Genomic DNA, 17,766 nt, shown 5'->3' on the forward strand with positions numbered 1-17,766 from the left:
GCGCTCAGTAGTAGCCGCGCGGCCGCAGCGGCTCGACGCCGCCGACGTTGCTCATGTAGGCCTTCCACTGGTCGACTAGCGCGCCGATCACGGACGGATTCTGCGCGGACACGTCGGTCGTCTCGCCACGGTCCGACGCGAGGTCGTACAGTTGCCAGTGACCGTCGAGCGGCCCGAGCGGCGGCTCGGTCCACAGCGCCTTCCAGCGGCCGTCGGCGCTGCGCAGGTACGCGCGGCCATACGCTTCGTCGCCGAACGGCGTCGTGTGCACTTCGCCCGTCGCCGAGCCCGTGAGCACCGGCAGCAGCGACTGGCCCGTGACCGGATACACGTAGCGGTTGTTGTAGACGACCTTGCCCTTGTTCTGGTCGACGCCCGTCAGCGTGTTCACGAGCGGCGGCGCCGGCTGCGACGGCGGCGTGACGCCCGCGACCGCGAGGAACGTCGCCGTGTTGTCGGTCACGTGCGTGAACGCGCGCAGCGTCGGCAACGGCTGCGACTGGCCCGGCAGGTGCACGATCGTCGGCGTCGATACGCCGCCTTCGCCCGAATAGCCTTTCGTGAGCCGGAACGGCGCCGCGCTCACTTCGGCCCAGCGCAACCCGTACTGCAGGCGCTGCGCATTCTGCTTGCCGTTGTCGGTGCCGAGCGCCGAATAGGTCGGCTCCTGCGCGTTCGCGGTATCGGTCGCGGTCGGGTCGGCGCCGGAATCGATCGGCCAGCCTTCCGCGCCGTTGTCCGACTGGAACATGATGAACGTGTTGTCGTATTCGCCGATGTCCTTCAGATGCTGGATCAGGAGTCCGATGTTGTAGTCGAGGTTCTCGACCATCCCCGCGTAGATTTCCATGTAGCGCGCCTGCGCCCGGCGCTCGGCCGGCGACAGGCTCGACCACAGCTTGTCGACCTTGCCGGGGCCGTAGTCGACGTAGCCGTCCGCGGCCGAATGCACGGCGCTGACGTACTTCGCGCCGGCCTTGCCGTCGTTCGCGGTCGCGGGCGATGCGGCCGTCGTTTCCGGCAGGCCGTCGAACGGTTTGAAATCGGCGGGAATCAGGCCGAGCGCCTTCTGTCGGGCAATCCGCGCGTTGCGGATCGCATCGTAGCCGGCGTCGTACACGCCCGCGTACTTGTGCAGCCACGGATCGGGCACCTGCAGCGGCCAGTGCGGCGACGTGTAGGCCGCGTATGCGAAGAACGGCTTGCCGTCCTGCTTGTTCGCATCGATGTACGAGATCAGTTTCTGCGTATAGAAATCGGTCGAATAGAACACGGCCGGGTTGCCGCCCGCACCGCCCGGCTGCCCGGGCTGGCCAGGCTGCACGTAGCGGCCGTCTTCCGCGTAGTTCGACGAGCCGGCCGGCTCGTGCGCGAAGTGGTTCGTCGCCGCGCCGCCGAGCAGCACGTAGCTGCGCTCGAAACCCCACTGGTCGGGCGTCTGCCCGCTGCCCGTCGTACTGCCGACGATCCCCGAGCCGATGTGCCACTTGCCCGCGATATACGTGTGATAGCCGGCGTCCTTCAGCAGTTGCGCGAACGACAGCGCGCGGTCGTTCAGGTAGCCCTCGTAGCCGGGCAGCCCGCGCCGCTCGTCGGTCGGCACGCCCATCGTGCCTTCGCCGACGAGATGGTGATCGGTGCCTGACACCAGCATCGCGCGCGTGATCGCGCAGACGGTGCCCGTGTGGTGGTTCGACAGGATGCGACCGGACGCGACGAGCGCGTCGAGGTTCGGCGTGTCGATTTCGCCGCCGAACGCATGGATGTCGGAATAGCCGAGATCGTCGGCCATGATGTACAGGATGTTCGGGCGCTTGGCCGACGGCGTCGCGCTGGCTTGCGGCGGCGGATCGCCGTCGACGCCGCCGCACGACGCGAGCGACACCGCACCGGCAATCGCGGCGCAGACGACACGGAAACGAAAAGCATGCAACGGCGACGCGGACTTTTTCATTGTTGCGGAACGCTCGATCTACGGGATCGGCGATCTTAGCGTCGCGCGCGCGGTGCCCAAAGTCGGATTCGTCACATGCTAACGGGGTGCGGGAATATGCGATGCGCGCCGGCCGCCACGCACCGCGCCGCCGTGCGTCAGTTGCGCCCGCCGAGGCTGCCGCCGCCGTCCACGGCCAGCACCTGCCCCGTGACGAAACCGGCTTCGTCCGACAGGAAAAACGCGATTGCAGCCGCGACGTCGTCGGGCGTGCCGAGCCGGCGCGCGGGAATCGTCGCGAGCACCTTGCGCTCGGCTTCGCTGCCGACCGGCCGCGTCTGGCGGAACAGTTCGGTCTCGATCGGGCCGGGCGCCACCGCGTTGACGGTCACGCCGTGTTCGGCGAGTTCGAGCGCCCACGTGCGCGTGCAGCCGACGAGCGCGCTTTTCGCGGCCGAATATGCGGTGCGATCGAGACTGCCGAAGATCGCGCGGCTGCAGACGTTGACGATGCGTCCATGGCCGCGCGCCTTCATCACGTCGGCGAAATGCTGCGTGACCTGGATCGCCGCCCGCACGTTCAGATCGAATACGGCCTGCAGCGAGCCGAAGTCGATCTGCCCGAGCGGCTGCGGCAACGCGATGCCTGCGTTGTTCACGATGCCGTCGATATCGGCCGACGCACCGATACGCGCGAGCGTCGCGGCCGTCTGCCCGATATCGGCGAGATCGCATGCGTGCAATTCCCCGGGGAAATCGATGTCCTGCGCATGCCGCGCGACGCCGATGACGCGATGGCCGCGCCGCGCGAGCAGCGTGCTGACCGCGAAGCCGATGCCGCGCGACGCGCCGGTGACGAGATAAGTGCGGGATGACATGATTCGTGCCTCGTACGAAAGAATCGAAGACGGCGCGATGCGTACGCTGCCGCGCGTCGCATGCACGTTCCGCACGATTGTGCGTCACGTGAGAAAAACGCGTACGGTCGCCGCCATCCGCTTCGCTCGAGCGGGGCGGCTTACCGCCATCGGCAGATCGCGTCGCGACGCGATCTGCCATGCGAGCACCCTGCCTGCCGGCAACGCGAGCGCCCCGAGCAGCAGCGCGAGCGCCGCGACGAGAATCGGCTGCTGCGATGCGACGAACGCGACGGCGCCGGCCGACATGCCGGGCGCCAGGATCAGGTACGTCGACGCGACCTACGCCGCGTCAACCGACCATGCGCGAGGGGCGCGGATCGCGCTCGCGACGATGCGGCGTGCGCTGCCCGTCTCCGTCATCCGACGCCAGCACCCGCGGGATCTCGTCGACCAGCGCATCGACGACGACGCGCACCTTCGACGGCACGTGCCGCGACTTCGGCCGCACCGCGAACACCTCCGCGCCCGATACGCTGTTGCTGTCCATCACCAGCGCGAGCCGGCCGTCGCGCAAGTACGGCGCCATCAGCCAGCACGGTAGCCATGCGAGGCCCGCGCCGGCGGCGGCGGCCTCGGCGATCGCCTGCAGGTCGTCGAACCGCAGGCGCCCGGCCACGCGGTGGTCGTGCGCCTGGCCGTCCGCGCCGATGATCCGCCACGGCACCGGCTGCCCGCCGCGCGAGTACGCGATGCCGACGTGCGACGCGAGTTCGTCGAGCCCCGACGGCCGGCCATGCTGTTCGAGATACGCGGGCGAAGCGCAGATGCCCATGCGCTGCACGCCCAGCCGCCGCCCGACGAGCGCACTCGTATCGGCCAGCTCGCCGATGCGCACCGCGATGTCGAAGCCGTCGTCGATCAGGTCGGCCACGCGGTCGCTGAACGACACGTCGATTTCGAGCCGCGGATGACGCTCGACGAGACGCCGCATGACCGGGGCCACGCATTGGCGCCCGAACAGCACGGGCACGCTGATGCGCAGCCGTCCGGACGGCTCGCGGCGGCCCGCGTCGAGCGCGGCCTCCGTTTCGCCGAGTTCGGCCAGCAACCGCCGGCATTGCTCGTAATAGACGTTCCCTTCGTCGGTCAGGTTGAGCTGGCGGGTCGTGCGCTGCAGCAGCCGCACGCCGAGACGGTGCTCGAGCCGCGCGACGACCTTCGCGACCGCCGAACGCGTGACGCCGACGCGCAACGCCGCCGCCGCGAAGCTGCCCGACTCCACGACCTCGACGAATTCCGCGACGCCTCTCAGCCGCTCGTCCATGTGATTCCGCTCCGGTTCGTTCGCAGGTTTGTGTCCCGCATGGAAACAGTACGTGGCCAAACTCTCGCCAATGCGTCCCCATACGCAACACTATGATAGTCCCGTCCCCCTCGAACCAGGAGTCGAACATGCATGCATGGCAACTGAAACCGGGCGACGGCGTCGCCGGGCTCCGGCGCATCGACGCGGCCAGCCCGCCGGTTGGGCCGACCGACGTCGTCGTGAAGATCCACTCGGCCGGGCTGAACTATCGCGACCTGATGTTCGCGCGCGGCGATTATCTCGGCATCGGCGACGCGCCGCTGATTCCCGTGGCCGACGGCGCGGGCGAAGTCGTCGAAACCGGCCGCGACGTCACGCGCTTCAAGCCCGGCGATCGCGTGATCAACACGTATTTCCCGCGCTGGATCGACGGGCCGCCCACGCCGGCGAAAGTCTCCGGTTCGCCCGGCGCGCAATTCGACGGCGTGCTGGCCGAACACTTCGTGTCCGACGAAACCGCGCTGGTCGCGATTCCCGCGCATCTCGATTACGACGAGGCGGCGACGCTGTCGTGCGCGGGCGTGACCGCTTGGAATGCGCTGTTCGCCGACGGCGGCGCAGGCCCCGGCTCAACCGTCGTGCTGCTCGGCACCGGCGGCGTATCGATCGTCGCGCTGCAGCTCGCGCATGCGGCGGGGCTACGGACGATCGTCACATCGTCGAGCGACGCGAAGCTCGAACGCGCGCGTGCACTCGGTGCGGATGCAACGATCAACTATCGCGCGACGCCCGAATGGCAGCATGAAGTGCTGCGGCTCACCGACGGCGCGGGTGCGGATCTCGTCGTCGAGGTCGGCGGACGCGACACGCTGCCGCGCTCGGTCGTCGCGACGAAGCTGGGCGGCATCGTGTCGGTGATCGGCGGCCTCAGCAGTTTCGGCGGCCCCGAACTCGGGCTGCTGTCGCTGATCGGCGGCATCCGGCGGCTTCACGGGATCATGGTCGGCAGCCGCGCGATGCTCGACGACGTCGTCCGTCTCGTCGACGCGAAGCGGATCCGGCCCGTCGTCGATCGCGTGTTCGGCTTCGACGAAGCGCCGGAAGCTTATACGTACCTGCAGTCGGGCCAGCATTTCGGCAAGGTCGTGATTCGCGTCGCGGCGTGACGGGAGAAAGCGGCGCGTTGCGCGATCGCGCACGCACGTCGGCGGCGACGGGCGACGAGTCTTCCGCCGTCCGTTGCCGCCGCTTGACCGCACGCCGTCAGAACCGGTGACGAATCCCCGCATGCGCCATCAGTTGCTTGGACGTCGACGACAGGTCCGCCGCGCCGGGGATGAGCGCCCGATCGAGCGACGAACCCGTCGCGTCGCCCGCAACCCGCTGATACGCGCCCATCAGGTACACGTCCGTTCGCTTCGACAGGTCGTAGTCGGCCATCAGCCCGATCGAATGGATCTTCGGCTTCGCGCTGCCCGTCGTCGCGTCGTAGCGCACCGTCGTGTACACGTACTGCGCGCCGACGAAGAACGCGGGCGTGAACTGGTATTTGCCGTTCAGCTCGAAGTTCTGGTACTTGATCGCCGTCACCGTGCCGCCGGCGAGCAGCCCCGTCATGGGCGCGATCGTCTCGTCGCCGAACAGGTAGCCGACGTTCGCGGTCGGACGCGTGACGTTGCTGTTCGTGTACGCGAAGCCGACCGTCGCGAGCCCGGCCGTGTAGTTGATCCCCGCCCCGAAGATTCGCAGCCGCGCCGACGCAAAGTTCGCATCGGCGCCGACCGAACCCGAACCCGCGACCGCGCCGCCGGACGTCGCGCCGGGGTCGTTCGCGTTCAGGAACGCAGCGCCGACCAGCAGCCCGCCGTGCTCGTACCGCGCGCCGACGCTCCACACCCGGTTGTTCGCGAAGCCCGTGTCGTTGCTGAAGCTGTAGGTGCCGCCGAACGAGAAACCCGAGAAATCCGGGCTCGCGTACTTGACCGTGTTGTCGACGCGGAACGTGTTGCCCGTGTTGTCGTTATCGAGCGGATGCGAGAACGGATAGACGCCCCAGCTCCCGTTCGCGGTCGTCGGCGCGAGATAGTCGACCACAGAATCGTATTGCCGGCCGAGCGTCAGCGTGCCGTAGCGCGTGCTGCCGAGCCCGACATAAGCCTGCCGCCCGAACATGCGCCCGCCCTGCGCGAGCGTGCCGGCGTTCACGTTGAAGCCGCTCTCGATCTGGAACAGCGCGCTATAGCCGCCGCCGAGATCCTCGGCGCCCTTCAGCCCCCAGCGGCTGCCCTGCGCGAAGCCGCTCGCCATCTGCCACGCACCGTGGCCGCCGACGTCGTTCGTATAGTCGATACCAGTGTCGACCAGACCGTAGAGCGTGATGCTACCCTGCGCGAACGCAGGCACTGCGCACAGCGCCGGAACCGCGACGAAAAAAATTCTCCAGTTCATTCGTTATCCTTATTCGTTTTTCCGGGCCTGCACGTGAATGCCCGCGCGATTCGCAGGCCGTGCAGGCGGTCATTCCCGGTATCCGGCGCGCGGTCGATCGCGCGCGGGGTCTCCTCACGTGCGACGCGCCGACAGCACGCCGCGCGGCTCACTTCGCGCCGTAGATGTCGAAATCGAAATACTTCCGGTTGATCCGCCGATACGTGCCGTTTGCGAGAATCGTCGCGAGCGCGCGATTGAACGCGTCGCGCAAGTCGGTGTCCTGCTTGCGCAGACCGAGCCCGTCGCCCTGCCCGAAGTACTTCGTGTCGTCGACCGCTTCACCGGCGAATGCAAAGTCCTTGCCCTGCGGCTTCTTCAGGAAACCGTCGCTGGCCGCGATCGACGCCTGGAACGCCGCGTCGAGCCGCCCCGTCACGAGATCCGCGTAGACCTGGTCCTTGTTCGGGTAGGACACGATCTGCACGCCGGCCCGCTGCCAGTTCGCGATCGCATAGTCGGCCTGCGCGGAGCCCTGCTCGACACCGATCCGCTTGCCCTTCAGCGATTCGGCCGTCGGCAGCAACGGCGAACCCTTGCGCGCAATCAGCCGCGCAGGCGCGTTCGAGATCCGGTTCGTGAACGCGATCTGCTGCATCCGCTTCGGCGTGATCGTCATCGACGACGCGATCACGTCGAACTTGCGCGCGAGCAGCCCCGGGATCATCCCGTCGAAACTCGACTCGACCCACACGCAGCGCGCCTTCAGTTCCGCGCACAGCGCATTCGTGATGTCGATCCCGAACCCGGTCAGCGTGCCGTCCGGCAGCTTGTACTCGAGCGGCGGGTAGGTCGGATCGACCGCGAGCCGGATATCCTTGCCCGCCCAGTCGCCTGCATGTGCGGCCCCTGCCGCCAGCGCCATCGAGAGCGCCGCCATCCACTGCTTCATTGCAGTCTCCTTGTGTAGATCGTGAATCGAATTCGTCCGGCGCATCGGGCGCCGGTTCGCCGCGTGCGCCGCGTCACGCGAGATATCGCTCCGCCAGCGCGACCCAATAGCTCGCGCCCGTCGCGAGACATGCATCGTTGAAGTCGTAGCCGGGGTGGTGCAGCCCGCATCCGGTCGCGCCATCGCCGTTGCCGTCGCCGTTGCCGATCGACAGGTAGCTGCCCGGGCACGCGTTCAGCATGAACGCGAAGTCCTCGCTCGCCGCGATCGGCCGCAGCTGCGGAATCAGCGCGCCGTCGCCACCCCATTCGCGCGCGACTTCGCGGGCGAATGCCGTTTCCGCCGCGTGATTGACGAGCACCGGATAGGTGTGCCGGTAGTCGATCTCGGCCGTCGCGCCATAACTCGCGGCCTGCCCGTGCACGACCTCGCGGATGCGCCGCTCGAGCAGCGCGCGCACGTCCGGCGACAGCGCGCGCACGCTCAGTTCGAGCTCCGCGTGCGGCGGAATCACGTTCGACGCAGCGCCCGCATGGATCGCGCCCGCCGTGACGATCGCCAGCTCCTGCGGATTCACGTTGCGCGACACGATCGTCTGCAGCGCCATCACGATCGATGCGCAAACCACCACCGGATCGACCGTCGTGTGCGGCGCGGCGCCGTGCCCGCCGCGGCCCGTCACGCGCACGCGCACCTCGTCGGCCGACGCCATCGCCGAGCCGTCGCAGAAGCCGAGCACGCCGGCCGGCAACCCCGGCACGTTGTGCATCGCGAATACCGCGTCGCACGGGAACCGCGTGAACAGCCCGTCGTCGAGCATGCGCTTCGCGCCGCCGAGCCCTTCCTCCGCCGGCTGGAAGATCAGGTTCAGCGTGCCCGTGAAACGCGCGCGCGCCGCGATGCAGCACGCAGCGGCGAGCAGCATCGCCGTATGGCCGTCGTGGCCGCACGCGTGCATCACGCCGTCGTGCCGGCTCGCATGCGGCAGCCCGGTCGTCTCGCGGATCGGCAACGCGTCCATGTCCGCGCGCAACCCGAGCCGCTTGCCGGCGCCGCGCGCCAGCGTGCCGACCACGCCGGTGCCGCCGAGGCCGCGCTCCACCCGATAACCCCATGTTGTCAGGTGCTCGGCGACGAGATCGCCGGTCGCGCGTTCCTCGAAGCCGAGCTCGGGATGCGCGTGCAGCCGGCGGCGCAGCGCGATCATCTCGGCTTCGATCGCTGCCATTTCGGGAAAAATTCGTGTCTGGCCCAACCCCGATACTCCTTCGCTACGTTCCGGTTGCCGATCGCCGGAGGGCGAATCGTGACGGGATCGTATGCAGTGAAAATCCGGGCGAACAGCCGCGGTTTCGTTATGATGACAACCTTTCGTTGTCGGGTATCGCACCATGAAACTGCATCAGTTGCAGGCGCTCGTCGCGAGCGCGGAGGCCGGCAGCATCCGGGGCGCGGCGCGCATGCTCGGGCTGTCGCAGGCGGCCGTCACGCGCGCGTTGCGCGAGCTGGAGGCAAACGAGCGCCTGCCGCTGCTCGTGCGCGCGCCGGAGGGCATCGGTTTCACCGAATACGGGAAAACTTTGCTCACGCACGCGAAGCTCGTGCTGAAACAACTGGAGCACGCGCAGAGCGATCTCGAACGGATGCGCGGGCGCATCGAGGGGCGGCTGAGCGTCGGCGTCACGCCATGGCTCACCATGACGTTCCTCGCGGAAACGGTGCTGCGTTTTCGAGAACGGATGCCCGACGTGCGTCTCGAACTCTACGAAGCGTTGATCGCCGTCGCGCAGCCGCTGCTGCGCGACGGCACCATGGATTTCGCGCTCGGGCACGTGCAGCCGGGCAGCGCGCAGGAATTCGCGTTCGAGCCGATGCTGCGTTACGAGACCTCGGTGATGGTGCGCGCCGGCCACCCGCGCGAACGCGCGCGATCGATCCACGATCTACTCGACAACGATTGGGTGCTGAATTTCGCGGTGGACGGCCAGGCGGCGCTCGTCGACTACCTGTTCACGCGCCACGGCGCGCAGATCGACGAGCGGCGCATCGTGCGCGCGCAATCGGTCGCGATGCTGCAGACGATGCTCGAGCAGGCCGACATGTGCACGTGGTGCCCGACGATTCTTGCCGCCGTGCCGCCGTTCGGCGAGCGGATGCGCGCGCTGTCGCTGAAGGAGACCTTCGAGCCGCGCGAGCTCGGCATCGTCACGCGCCGCAGCAGCACGCTGAGCGAGGCCGCGCGCTGCTTCATCGACTGCCTGCTGCAGGTCGTCCGGCGGCACGCGCGCTCCGCGCGCAAGGACGATCTCGCGCTGTTCAGGACGGTGTCGCTGCTGATCTGACGCATCCGCGTTGCGCGTTGCGTCCGGCGACGGTCTCCATGCGGCGGAGCCGGCGCTGCTCCCAAAGCGCATTCGCGCAAATGCTTTTCCGAATCCGTTATTGGATCGCGTCGCCGCGCATTTCTATACTCGTCAGCACTCTCTGTTAAAGAGTGCCAGCCAATTTCGACAGAACAGCACAGGACGAAAAAATGAGCCTACGCCCCCTGCACGATCGCGTGATCGTGAAGCGACTCGATCAGGAAACCACCACCGCATCGGGCATCGTGATTCCCGACAGCGCGGCCGAAAAGCCCGACCAGGGCGAAGTGATCGCCGTCGGCCCCGGCCGCAAGGACGCGGACGGCCAGCGCATCGTGCCAGACCTGCAGGTCGGCGAGCGCGTGCTGTTCGGCAAGTACGCGGGGCAAGCCGTCAAGGTGGACGGCAACGAGTTTCTCGTGCTGCGCGAGGAAGACATCGTCGCGGTCGTCAATCAATAACGGAGCACAATCATGGCAGCCAAGGAAATCATTTTCAGCGACGTCGCACGTGCGAAGCTGACCGAAGGCGTCAACATCCTCGCGAACGCGGTGAAGGTCACGCTCGGGCCGAAAGGCCGCAACGTCGTGCTCGAACGCAGCTTCGGCGCGCCCGTCGTCACGAAGGACGGCGTGTCGGTCGCGAAGGAAATCGAACTCGCGGACAAACTGCAGAACATCGGCGCGCAGCTCGTGAAGGAAGTCGCGTCGCGCACCAGCGACGCGGCCGGCGACGGCACGACGACGGCCACCGTGCTCGCGCAGGCGATCGTCCGCGAGGGCCAGAAATACGTCGCGGCCGGGCTCAATCCGCTCGACCTGAAGCGCGGCATCGACAAGGCCGTCGCATCGGCCGTCGACGAATTGAAGAAGATCAGCAAGCCGACCACCACCAGCAAGGAAATCGCGCAGGTGGCGACGATTTCCGCGAACGGCGAGGAGTCGATCGGCCAGCGCATTGCCGAAGCGATCGACCGCGTCGGCAAGGAAGGCGTGATCACCGTCGAGGACGGCAAGTCGCTCGCCGACGAGCTCGACGTCGTCGAGGGGCTGCAATTCGACCGCGGTTACCTGTCGCCGTATTTCATCAACAATCCCGACAAGCAGATCGCCGAGATCGAGAGCCCGTACATCCTCCTGCACGACAAGAAGATCTCGAACATCCGCGACCTGCTGCCGGTGCTCGAACAGGTCGCCAAGTCAGGCCGGCCGCTGCTGATCATCGCGGAAGACGTCGAAGGCGAAGCGCTCGCGACGCTCGTCGTGAACAACATCCGCGGCATCCTGAAGACGGTCGCGGTCAAGGCGCCGGGCTTCGGCGATCGCCGCAAGGCGCTGCTCGAGGACATCGCGATTCTCACCGGCGGCCAGGTGATCGCCGAGGAAACCGGCTTGACGCTCGAGAAAGCCACGCTCGCTGACCTGGGCCAGGCGAAACGCATCGAGGTCGGCAAGGAAAACACCACCGTGATCGACGGCGCGGGCGATGCGAAGAACATCGAAGCGCGCGTGAAGCAGATCCGCGTGCAGATCGACGAGGCGACGTCCGACTACGACCGCGAGAAGCTGCAGGAACGCGTCGGGAAGCTCGCGGGCGGCGTGGCGGTGATCAAGGTCGGCGGCGCGACCGAAATCGAGGTGAAGGAGAAGAAGGATCGCGTCGACGACGCGCTGCACGCGACGCGCGCGGCAGTGGAAGAAGGCATCGTGCCGGGCGGCGGCGTCGCACTGATCCGCGTGCGGCAGGCGATCCGCGAGTTGAAAGGCGCGAACGCCGATCAGGACGCGGGCATCAAGATCGTGCTGCGCGCGCTGGAAGAACCGCTGCGCCAGATCGTCACGAATGCGGGCGAGGAAGCGAGCGTCGTCGTCGCGAAAGTTGCCGAAGGCACGGGCAACTTCGGGTACAACGCGCAGACGGGCGAGTACGGCGACCTCGTCGAATCGGGCGTGCTCGATCCGACCAAGGTCACGCGCACCGCGCTGCAGAACGCGGCGTCGGTGGCCGGCCTGCTGCTGACGACCGATGCGACCGTGTTCGAAGCGCCGAAGGATGCGGCGCCGGCTGCCGCACCGGGCGGCCCGGGCGCGGGCGGGCCGGGATTCGATTTCTGACGACGCGGCAGTGTGCGCGCCGGTTCGCCGGCGTGCGCGGCCTGGCTGGATCCTGCGATGCGCGGCGACAGCGGTCGTTGCGCATTGTTCGCTGACACGTGGCCGGCCTGACCGGCTCGCTGCCTTTCATGCAGGTGCTGCACGGGCAGACCGTCGCCACCGTCGACGAATGTGTCGCAAGCGACGCCCGCGCGCGCCGCACCTTCGCGCAGGAGGTCGCGCTGCTCGGGCTCACCGGCAATCATCCTGTCGTTGTCCAAAGCATTCCGACCGTGTCCACCACGCAATCGTTTCACGTCGTGCACGCCGCCACGGCCTCTTCATGCAACGCACGGGCATCGTCACGCAGGTGATGGCGTCCGAAATCCGTCGCCACGTTTCTGACCGGTTGACATGAAAACGCTTGCGGCGGCCCGCGAAGGCCGCCGCAAGCGGGTCAACATCGATGTCGACACCAACGTCAGCGTCGCGCCGCCAGTCTCCTGACGACGCTCACCAGCGCATCGACTTCATCGCACGTGTTGTAGAACGCGAGCGACGGCCGCACCGTGGCCTCGAGCCCGAAGCGCCGCAGAATCGGTTGCGCGCAGTGATGCCCCGAGCGCACGGCGATTCCCTCGTCGTTCAGCGCCTGCCCGACTTCCTCGGTTTCGTAGCCCTTCAGCACGAACGACAGCACACTCGCCTTGTCGCGCGCGGTGCCGACGAGCCGCACGCCCGGCACCGGCGCCAGCACGCTCGTTGCGTATGCAAGCAAATCGTGCTCGTAGCGCGCGATGTTCTCGATGCCGACGCGGTTCACGTAGTCGAGCGCCGCGCCGAGCCCCACCGCGTCCGCGATGTTGCCGGTGCCGGCTTCGAAGCGGTTCGGCGGCGGCTGGAACACCGTGCGCTCGAACGTCACGTCCGCGATCATGTTGCCGCCTCCCTGCCACGGCGGCATGTCGTCGAGGATCGCACGCTTGCCGTACACGACCCCGATCCCGGTCGGCCCGTAGATCTTGTGCCCGGAGAACACGAAGAAATCCGCGTCGAGCGCCTGCACGTCCACACGCATGTGCGAGATCGACTGCGCGCCGTCGACCAGCGCCTTCGCACCGGCACGATGCGCGAGCTCGATGATCTCCTTCACCGGCACGACCGTGCCGAGCGCGTTCGATACCTGCGTGACGGACACGATCTTCGTGCGATCGTTGAGCAGCTTCCGATATTCGTCGAGCACTACCTGCCCCGAATCGTCGACCGGAATCACGCGCAGCGTCGCGCCCTTCTGCGCGGCAAGCTGCTGCCACGGCACGATGTTCGCGTGATGCTCGAGATGCGACACGACGATCTCGTCGCCTTCGCCGACGTTCTGCACGCCCCACGTCTTCGCGATCAAATTGATCGCCTCGGTCGTACCCCGCACGAACACGATCTCGTCGGGCGACGATGCGCCGATGAAGCGCTGCACCGTTTCCCGTGCATGCTCGTACGCATCCGTCGCTCGGCCAGCCAATGCGTGCGCCGCGCGGTGGATGTTCGAGTTCTCGTGTGCGTAGAAGTACGCGAGGCGGTCGATCACGGCCTGCGGCTTGTGCGTCGTCGCAGCGTTGTCGAACCAGACGAGTTGCTTGCCGTTCACGCGCTCCTGCAGGATCGGGAAATCGCGGCGGATCGCGTTCACGTCGAACGGCGGATGGGCACCGCGATGCAGCTGGCCTTGCGGCGCGGCTGCCTGCGCATCGTCGATGAAGTAGCGCGGCACGTCGGTGCCCGACGCATGCGACACCGGCACGTCGCGCTGCACGGCGAACAGCGCGCGCAGCGCGTCGTCGCCCGGCAACCCGAATGCTTCCGGCGACGCGAGCCCGTTCGACGGCACGACGATGTCCTGCGGCGTCGCCTGCCAGCCCTGCAGCGAACCGTCGGTGAAGTAGTACGGCGACGCCTTCCCCGCGCCTTCCGGTGCGGCGGCGCTCACTTGCGGTACGCCGAGCGCCGCCCCGCCAACCCGCGGTTCGAGCGCGGGCGCGATCGACACGACGTTGTCTGGCAACCCGTTCTGCGCGGCCGCATGCGGCGCGAGCGCCGGTGCGCGATTGCCGAGCGACAACACGTGCGTCGGCGCAGATGGCGCGAGATTCGTGCCGGGCGCCTTGCCCTGCGGCAGCGCGAGCCCCGGCACACCGGTGCCCGCCCCGCCCGGGCCTGCGAGCGGCGAGCCGCCCGGCACCGGGTTGCTGACGGACGCGAGGATCGGTGCCGCCGCCGGCAATGCCGACGGCACGCCGCCGACCGCGCCGCTGCCTGCTGACAGCCCTGGCGCGGTGGCCTGCCCGGGCGGCGTCGCGAAGAATTCGGACGCGAGCCGCGCGAGCGTCGCCGGGTCGGGCAGCCCGGCCGGCAGCGACGCATGCGGCAACCCGTGCGCGTCCGCGCCGGCCAGGCCGGGATTAACGGTAGGTGTCGGGATAGTCATGGTACTTGGCGATTTCGACGTCATCGAGGACAGCCAGCGCATCCGGCGAATGGACCGCGAGCGAGCAATACAGCGAGATCAGGTACGACGCGATCGCCTGATTGTTGATCCCCATGAAGCGCACCGACAGGCCCGGCCCCTGTTCGCCCGCGACGCCCGGCTGATACAGGCCGACGACGCCCTGGCGCTTGTCGCCGACGCGCAGCAGCAGGATCTTGGTCTTGCCGTCCGCGACCGGCACCTTGTCCGACGGAATCAGCGGAATGCCGCGCCACGTGAGGAACTGCGAGCCGAACAGGCTGACCGTCGGCGGCGGCACGCCGCGCCGCGTGCATTCGCGGCCGAATGCGGCGATCGCGAGCGGGTGCGTGAGGAAGAAGGCCGGCTCCTTCCATACCTTCGTCAGCAGCTCGTCGAGATCGTCCGGCGTCGGTGCACCCGTCAGCGGGAAGATTCGCTGTTCGTCGGTCACGTTCGCGAGCAGCCCGTAGTCGGGATTGTTGATCAGCTGGCTTTCCTGCAGCTCCTTGATCGTCTCGATCGTCAGGCGCAGCTGCTCCTTGATCTGGTCGTGAGGACTACTGTAAAGATCGGAAATCCGCGTATGCACGTCGAGCACCGTGCTCACCGCGTTCAGGAAGTATTCGCGCGGCTGTTCCTCGTACGGCACGAAGGTCTGCGGCAACACGCTTTCGTCCTCGAGCTGCGTGCACGCGGCGCGCACGGCTTCCGGGTTCTTCACCTGGTTCAGGCGGTAGATGCCGGCCTCGACCGGCACCCATTGCAGCAGATGGGTCAGCCAGCGCGGCGTGATCGTGGAAAGCTGGGGGACGGTCTTGGTAGCGTTCGCTAGTTGGCGGGCGGCGTGATCGCTCAGCGCGGCCGTGCCGCTTGCAACGGTCGACATGTGTGGCTCCGGGTTCTTAAGATGAAAAACAGGATTGCTTATGACGCTCGGTGATTATCGGAAGCACGCCCCTGCCGGCTCAACATGCTATAGCCGTCAGGTCGTGCAACCGAAGAGGGAAACGATGCGGGGCAACCTCAGGTGACGTATGCGGCCGGCAGCAGCGTCGAGATCGACACGTCGAACGCACGGGCGATCTTGTCGGCCGTGACGATCGACGCGATCGCCTCGCCGCGCTCGATCTCGCCGACGTACGAGCGGTTCAGCCCCGCATGCTCGGCCAGTTGCTCCTGCGACCACGTGCGCGCTTCGCGCAGCTTGCGCACGTTGGCGCCGAAGTGATGGACGAGGTCGCTCATCGCCCCTCCTAAGTGACGCGCGCCGCCGTGCGCGGCGCGGCGTTTGCTTCGCTGCGCAGCACGGCCTGCGTGACGTTTTCGCCGGCCGGCACGTCTTGCGTGAGCCACACGTTGCCGCCGATCACCGCGCCCCGCCCGATCGTCACGCGGCCGAGGATCGTTGCGCCCGCATAGATCACGACGTCGTCCTCGACGATCGGATGGCGCGCGAGCCCTTTCTCCAGATGGCCGGCCGCATCGCGCGGGAAGCGCTTCGCGCCGAGCGTGACGGCCTGGTACACGCGCACGCGCTCGCCGATGATCGCCGTCTCGCCGATCACGACGCCCGTGCCGTGGTCGATGAAGAAGCCCGCGCCGATGCGCGCGCCCGGATGAATGTCGATGCCCGTCTCCGCATGCGCCTGCTCGGCGATGATCCGCGCGAGCAGCGGCAGGCCGAGCCCGTACAGCTCGTGCGCGAGCCGGTGGTGGATCATCGCGAGGATGCCCGGATAGCACAGCAGCACCTCGTCGACGCTGCCGGCCGCCGGATCGCCGTGGAAGGCCGCCAGCACGTCGCTGTCGAGCAGCCGGCGAATCTCCGGCAAGCGCGCGGCGAACGCCTGCACGGCCGTCGACGCGACTTCATCGATGCGATCGGGCGGTGGCCCGTCGGCATTGCGCTGACGCGCTGCGTAGCGCAATTCGAGCGTCACCTGCGCGAGCAGCGCATTCAGCGCCGAATCGAGCGCATGGGCCACGTGGAAGTCCTCGCTTTCCTGCCGCAGATCGGGCGGCCCGAGCCGCATCGGGAACAGCACGCCCTTCAGCGCGCCGACGATCTGCGCGAGCGCTTCTCGCGCCGGCAAATCGCGCCCACCCGGTTCGAGCGAGCGCCGCTGCTTTTCACGCCATGCGCGGCGCACCGTCTGCAGCGATTGAACGATGTCGTCGATGTCGAATGCGGCCATCCTGCCTTCTCCCCGTCACGGCCGTGAATCAATCCTGCGCCCACGGCAGGCCGCGAAAGCGCCAGCCGTTGCGGCCGCCGCGATGCTGCCGTTCGTCGAGATCGCCCTCGAAGCCTTCGAGCACATTGAAAACCTGCGTGAAACCACCCTTCGCCGCGGCCTCGGCCGCCTGCGCCGAACGGTTGCCGCTACGGCACAACAACAGCACGACTGCGTCCTTGCCGGTCTTCGCTTCCAGTTCGCGCACGAAGCGCGGGTTGCGCGTCAGGCTCGTGCCGGTCGCCCACGGCACGTGCAGCGACTCCGGCACGTGGCCGACGAATTTCCGCTCCTCGGCCGTGCGCACGTCCACCAGCAATGCGTCGCCCGCCGAGAACAGCGCCCACGCGGCTTCCGGCGCGATGCCGCCCGCATAGGGCGTGCCGGCCGCCACGGCCGCCGCGCGCGCGTCTTCGAGCGCCTGCTGCGCAGCGGTTCGTTCTTGCAGTTCAACCGTCATGACACTTCCTTGTTCTCGCAAATTCGTATGAACAAAACACCGGGAATGCGGCTGTTGCAGCTTGCGTGCTGTCTATAGCCGTCAGCACCACTATGCGAGTGCGGTCGGGGAAGCAGAACCAATAAAAATTCATTTCCTAATCAGCGCCGTGGGGAATGCAATGACGGACGCGCGCTATCGATGCGCGGTGGCGGGCGGGCTGGAAATGGAAGGCGATGACCGTTCGATGTCGTGCATCGAAGCGTTTTAAAAGGCCGGATGGACCATTCCGTCATCTCGTGTTCGAGGCAATGGAATGGACAGCTCACGCGCCGTGAGTTGCGGCGGTGGCAGGGGTGAGGACGGGTTCGATAGCGAAGGCGAACGTTCACGGGCCGACGCCGTCAAGATGCCCGACAGCAATATCGATTCCGGATAAATCAAGCCGGGCTGACCGGCTCTGTCACACCACGCAGAACCGCGGGTGCTCACCCGTGCTGCAACGTTTGCTGAACCAGCGAAAGCAGCCAGAGTACAAGCCAGATTCGCGCAAGATACATCCACAGACGATGCCTCACATGTATTAGCCGGGACTTGATCTGACAGGTAGTCGGGCCGACAAAGAACGAGTCATCAATGGGGGATGAGTTTCTCCT

General features: G+C 67.4%; 17 protein-coding genes. 5 read left to right on the plus strand and 12 right to left on the minus strand.

Annotation, left to right across the window (positions count from 1 at the left end):
• Positions 1 to 4 precede the first annotated feature (4 nt).
• The 4 genes from WS61_RS24635 to WS61_RS24650 all read right to left on the minus strand — a co-directional run bounded on the left by WS61_RS24635 (position 5) and on the right by WS61_RS24650 (position 4,117).
• Positions 5 to 1,954, minus strand: a complete 1,950-nt coding sequence (locus WS61_RS24635) for an arylsulfatase (protein WP_059504336.1) — start codon at positions 1,952 to 1,954, stop codon at positions 5 to 7.
• 137 nt (positions 1,955 to 2,091) lie between these two features.
• Entirely contained in the window at positions 2,092 to 2,811 is a 720-nt protein-coding gene (locus WS61_RS24640; RefSeq protein ID WP_059504375.1) for an SDR family oxidoreductase, read from the minus strand.
• 84 nt (positions 2,812 to 2,895) lie between these two features.
• Positions 2,896 to 3,099 carry a hypothetical protein gene (locus WS61_RS36115; protein WP_059504339.1) on the minus strand — a complete coding sequence of 68 codons (204 nt, stop codon included), beginning with the start codon at positions 3,097 to 3,099 and terminating at the stop codon, positions 2,896 to 2,898.
• A gap of 43 nt (positions 3,100 to 3,142) precedes the next feature.
• Positions 3,143 to 4,117, minus strand: a complete 975-nt coding sequence (locus WS61_RS24650; RefSeq protein WP_059504341.1) for a LysR substrate-binding domain-containing protein — start codon at positions 4,115 to 4,117, stop codon at positions 3,143 to 3,145.
• A 128-nt stretch (positions 4,118 to 4,245) separates the two neighbouring features.
• On the opposite strand from WS61_RS24650, the gene WS61_RS24655 reads away from it, so the two are divergent.
• Complete coding sequence (locus tag WS61_RS24655) at positions 4,246 to 5,265, plus strand: NAD(P)-dependent alcohol dehydrogenase (RefSeq protein WP_059504343.1); 1,020 nt, start codon at positions 4,246 to 4,248, stop codon at positions 5,263 to 5,265.
• 97 nt (positions 5,266 to 5,362) lie between these two features.
• Here the strand turns inward: WS61_RS24655 and WS61_RS24660 are convergent, their stop codons facing one another.
• From WS61_RS24660 to WS61_RS24670, 3 genes are all read right to left on the minus strand, one after another.
• Positions 5,363 to 6,547, minus strand: coding sequence for a porin (locus tag WS61_RS24660; RefSeq protein ID WP_059504344.1), 1,185 nt, complete (start codon positions 6,545 to 6,547; stop codon positions 5,363 to 5,365).
• Between the two features lie 148 nt (positions 6,548 to 6,695).
• Entirely contained in the window at positions 6,696 to 7,478 is a 783-nt protein-coding gene (locus WS61_RS24665) for an ABC transporter substrate-binding protein (RefSeq protein ID WP_059504346.1), read from the minus strand.
• A 73-nt stretch (positions 7,479 to 7,551) separates the two neighbouring features.
• Entirely contained in the window at positions 7,552 to 8,706 is a 1,155-nt protein-coding gene (locus WS61_RS24670; RefSeq protein ID WP_373557136.1) for a M20 aminoacylase family protein, read from the minus strand.
• A gap of 163 nt (positions 8,707 to 8,869) precedes the next feature.
• Here WS61_RS24670 and WS61_RS24675 point away from each other — a divergent pair, with 163 nt between their 5' ends.
• The 4 genes from WS61_RS24675 (at position 8,870) to WS61_RS24690 (ending at position 12,308) form a co-directional block, all read left to right on the plus strand.
• Complete coding sequence (locus WS61_RS24675; RefSeq protein WP_059504348.1) at positions 8,870 to 9,820, plus strand: LysR substrate-binding domain-containing protein; 951 nt, start codon at positions 8,870 to 8,872, stop codon at positions 9,818 to 9,820.
• 191 nt (positions 9,821 to 10,011) lie between these two features.
• Positions 10,012 to 10,302, plus strand: coding sequence for a co-chaperone GroES (locus WS61_RS24680; RefSeq protein WP_011356207.1), 291 nt, complete (start codon positions 10,012 to 10,014; stop codon positions 10,300 to 10,302).
• A gap of 12 nt (positions 10,303 to 10,314) precedes the next feature.
• Positions 10,315 to 11,955, plus strand: a complete 1,641-nt coding sequence (groL, locus tag WS61_RS24685; RefSeq protein WP_059504350.1) for a chaperonin GroEL — start codon at positions 10,315 to 10,317, stop codon at positions 11,953 to 11,955.
• 98 nt (positions 11,956 to 12,053) lie between these two features.
• Entirely contained in the window at positions 12,054 to 12,308 is a 255-nt protein-coding gene (locus WS61_RS24690) for a hypothetical protein (protein WP_059504352.1), read from the plus strand.
• 107 nt (positions 12,309 to 12,415) lie between these two features.
• On the opposite strand, the gene WS61_RS24695 is transcribed toward WS61_RS24690, so the two are convergent.
• The 5 genes from WS61_RS24695 to WS61_RS24715 all read right to left on the minus strand — a co-directional run bounded on the left by WS61_RS24695 (position 12,416) and on the right by WS61_RS24715 (position 17,131).
• Complete coding sequence (locus WS61_RS24695) at positions 12,416 to 14,416, minus strand: family 2A encapsulin nanocompartment cargo protein cysteine desulfurase (protein ID WP_059504354.1); 2,001 nt, start codon at positions 14,414 to 14,416, stop codon at positions 12,416 to 12,418.
• On the minus strand, positions 14,391 to 15,323 hold the full coding sequence (locus tag WS61_RS24700; RefSeq protein ID WP_034205507.1) for a family 2A encapsulin nanocompartment shell protein: 933 nt from the start codon (positions 15,321 to 15,323) through the stop codon (positions 14,391 to 14,393). The genes WS61_RS24695 and WS61_RS24700 overlap by 26 nt, the downstream gene beginning before the upstream one ends.
• A 137-nt stretch (positions 15,324 to 15,460) precedes the next feature.
• A complete protein-coding gene (locus WS61_RS24705) occupies positions 15,461 to 15,682 on the minus strand; it encodes a helix-turn-helix domain-containing protein (protein ID WP_059504356.1) in 222 nt (73 codons plus the stop codon).
• An 8-nt stretch (positions 15,683 to 15,690) separates the two neighbouring features.
• Positions 15,691 to 16,632 (minus strand): serine O-acetyltransferase EpsC, encoded by a 942-nt coding sequence (epsC, locus tag WS61_RS24710; RefSeq protein WP_059504358.1) that lies wholly within the window; start codon positions 16,630 to 16,632, stop codon positions 15,691 to 15,693.
• Positions 16,633 to 16,660: 28 nt separating this feature from the next.
• Complete coding sequence (locus tag WS61_RS24715; protein ID WP_059504360.1) at positions 16,661 to 17,131, minus strand: rhodanese-like domain-containing protein; 471 nt, start codon at positions 17,129 to 17,131, stop codon at positions 16,661 to 16,663.
• Positions 17,132 to 17,766 lie beyond the last annotated feature (635 nt).

The sequence above is a fragment of the Burkholderia sp. ABCPW 11 genome (assembly GCF_001523445.1).
In the GTDB taxonomy this organism is placed as follows: domain Bacteria; phylum Pseudomonadota; class Gammaproteobacteria; order Burkholderiales; family Burkholderiaceae; genus Burkholderia.

What these genes read in the sequence shown, in the direction of transcription:
- WS61_RS24650 (WP_059504341.1), bottom strand. Translation starts at nt 4,117, where the DNA reads ATGGACGAGCGGCTGAGAGGCGTCGCGGAATTCGTCGAGGTCGTGGAG.
- WS61_RS24715 (WP_059504360.1), bottom strand. Translation starts at nt 17,131, where the DNA reads ATGACGGTTGAACTGCAAGAACGAACCGCTGCGCAGCAGGCGCTCGAA.
- WS61_RS24705 (WP_059504356.1), bottom strand. Translation starts at nt 15,682, where the DNA reads ATGAGCGACCTCGTCCATCACTTCGGCGCCAACGTGCGCAAGCTGCGC.
- WS61_RS24700 (WP_034205507.1), bottom strand. Translation starts at nt 15,323, where the DNA reads ATGTCGACCGTTGCAAGCGGCACGGCCGCGCTGAGCGATCACGCCGCC.
- epsC (WP_059504358.1), bottom strand. Translation starts at nt 16,632, where the DNA reads ATGGCCGCATTCGACATCGACGACATCGTTCAATCGCTGCAGACGGTG.
- WS61_RS36115 (WP_059504339.1), bottom strand. Translation starts at nt 3,099, where the DNA reads ATGTCGGCCGGCGCCGTCGCGTTCGTCGCATCGCAGCAGCCGATTCTC.
- WS61_RS24670 (WP_373557136.1), bottom strand. Translation starts at nt 8,706, where the DNA reads ATGGCAGCGATCGAAGCCGAGATGATCGCGCTGCGCCGCCGGCTGCAC.
- WS61_RS24695 (WP_059504354.1), bottom strand. Translation starts at nt 14,416, where the DNA reads ATGACTATCCCGACACCTACCGTTAATCCCGGCCTGGCCGGCGCGGAC.
- WS61_RS24635 (WP_059504336.1), bottom strand. Translation starts at nt 1,954, where the DNA reads ATGAAAAAGTCCGCGTCGCCGTTGCATGCTTTTCGTTTCCGTGTCGTC.
- WS61_RS24665 (WP_059504346.1), bottom strand. Translation starts at nt 7,478, where the DNA reads ATGAAGCAGTGGATGGCGGCGCTCTCGATGGCGCTGGCGGCAGGGGCC.
- groL (WP_059504350.1), top strand. Translation starts at nt 10,315, where the DNA reads ATGGCAGCCAAGGAAATCATTTTCAGCGACGTCGCACGTGCGAAGCTG.
- WS61_RS24655 (WP_059504343.1), top strand. Translation starts at nt 4,246, where the DNA reads ATGCATGCATGGCAACTGAAACCGGGCGACGGCGTCGCCGGGCTCCGG.
- WS61_RS24675 (WP_059504348.1), top strand. Translation starts at nt 8,870, where the DNA reads ATGAAACTGCATCAGTTGCAGGCGCTCGTCGCGAGCGCGGAGGCCGGC.
- WS61_RS24660 (WP_059504344.1), bottom strand. Translation starts at nt 6,547, where the DNA reads ATGAACTGGAGAATTTTTTTCGTCGCGGTTCCGGCGCTGTGCGCAGTG.
- WS61_RS24680 (WP_011356207.1), top strand. Translation starts at nt 10,012, where the DNA reads ATGAGCCTACGCCCCCTGCACGATCGCGTGATCGTGAAGCGACTCGAT.
- WS61_RS24640 (WP_059504375.1), bottom strand. Translation starts at nt 2,811, where the DNA reads ATGTCATCCCGCACTTATCTCGTCACCGGCGCGTCGCGCGGCATCGGC.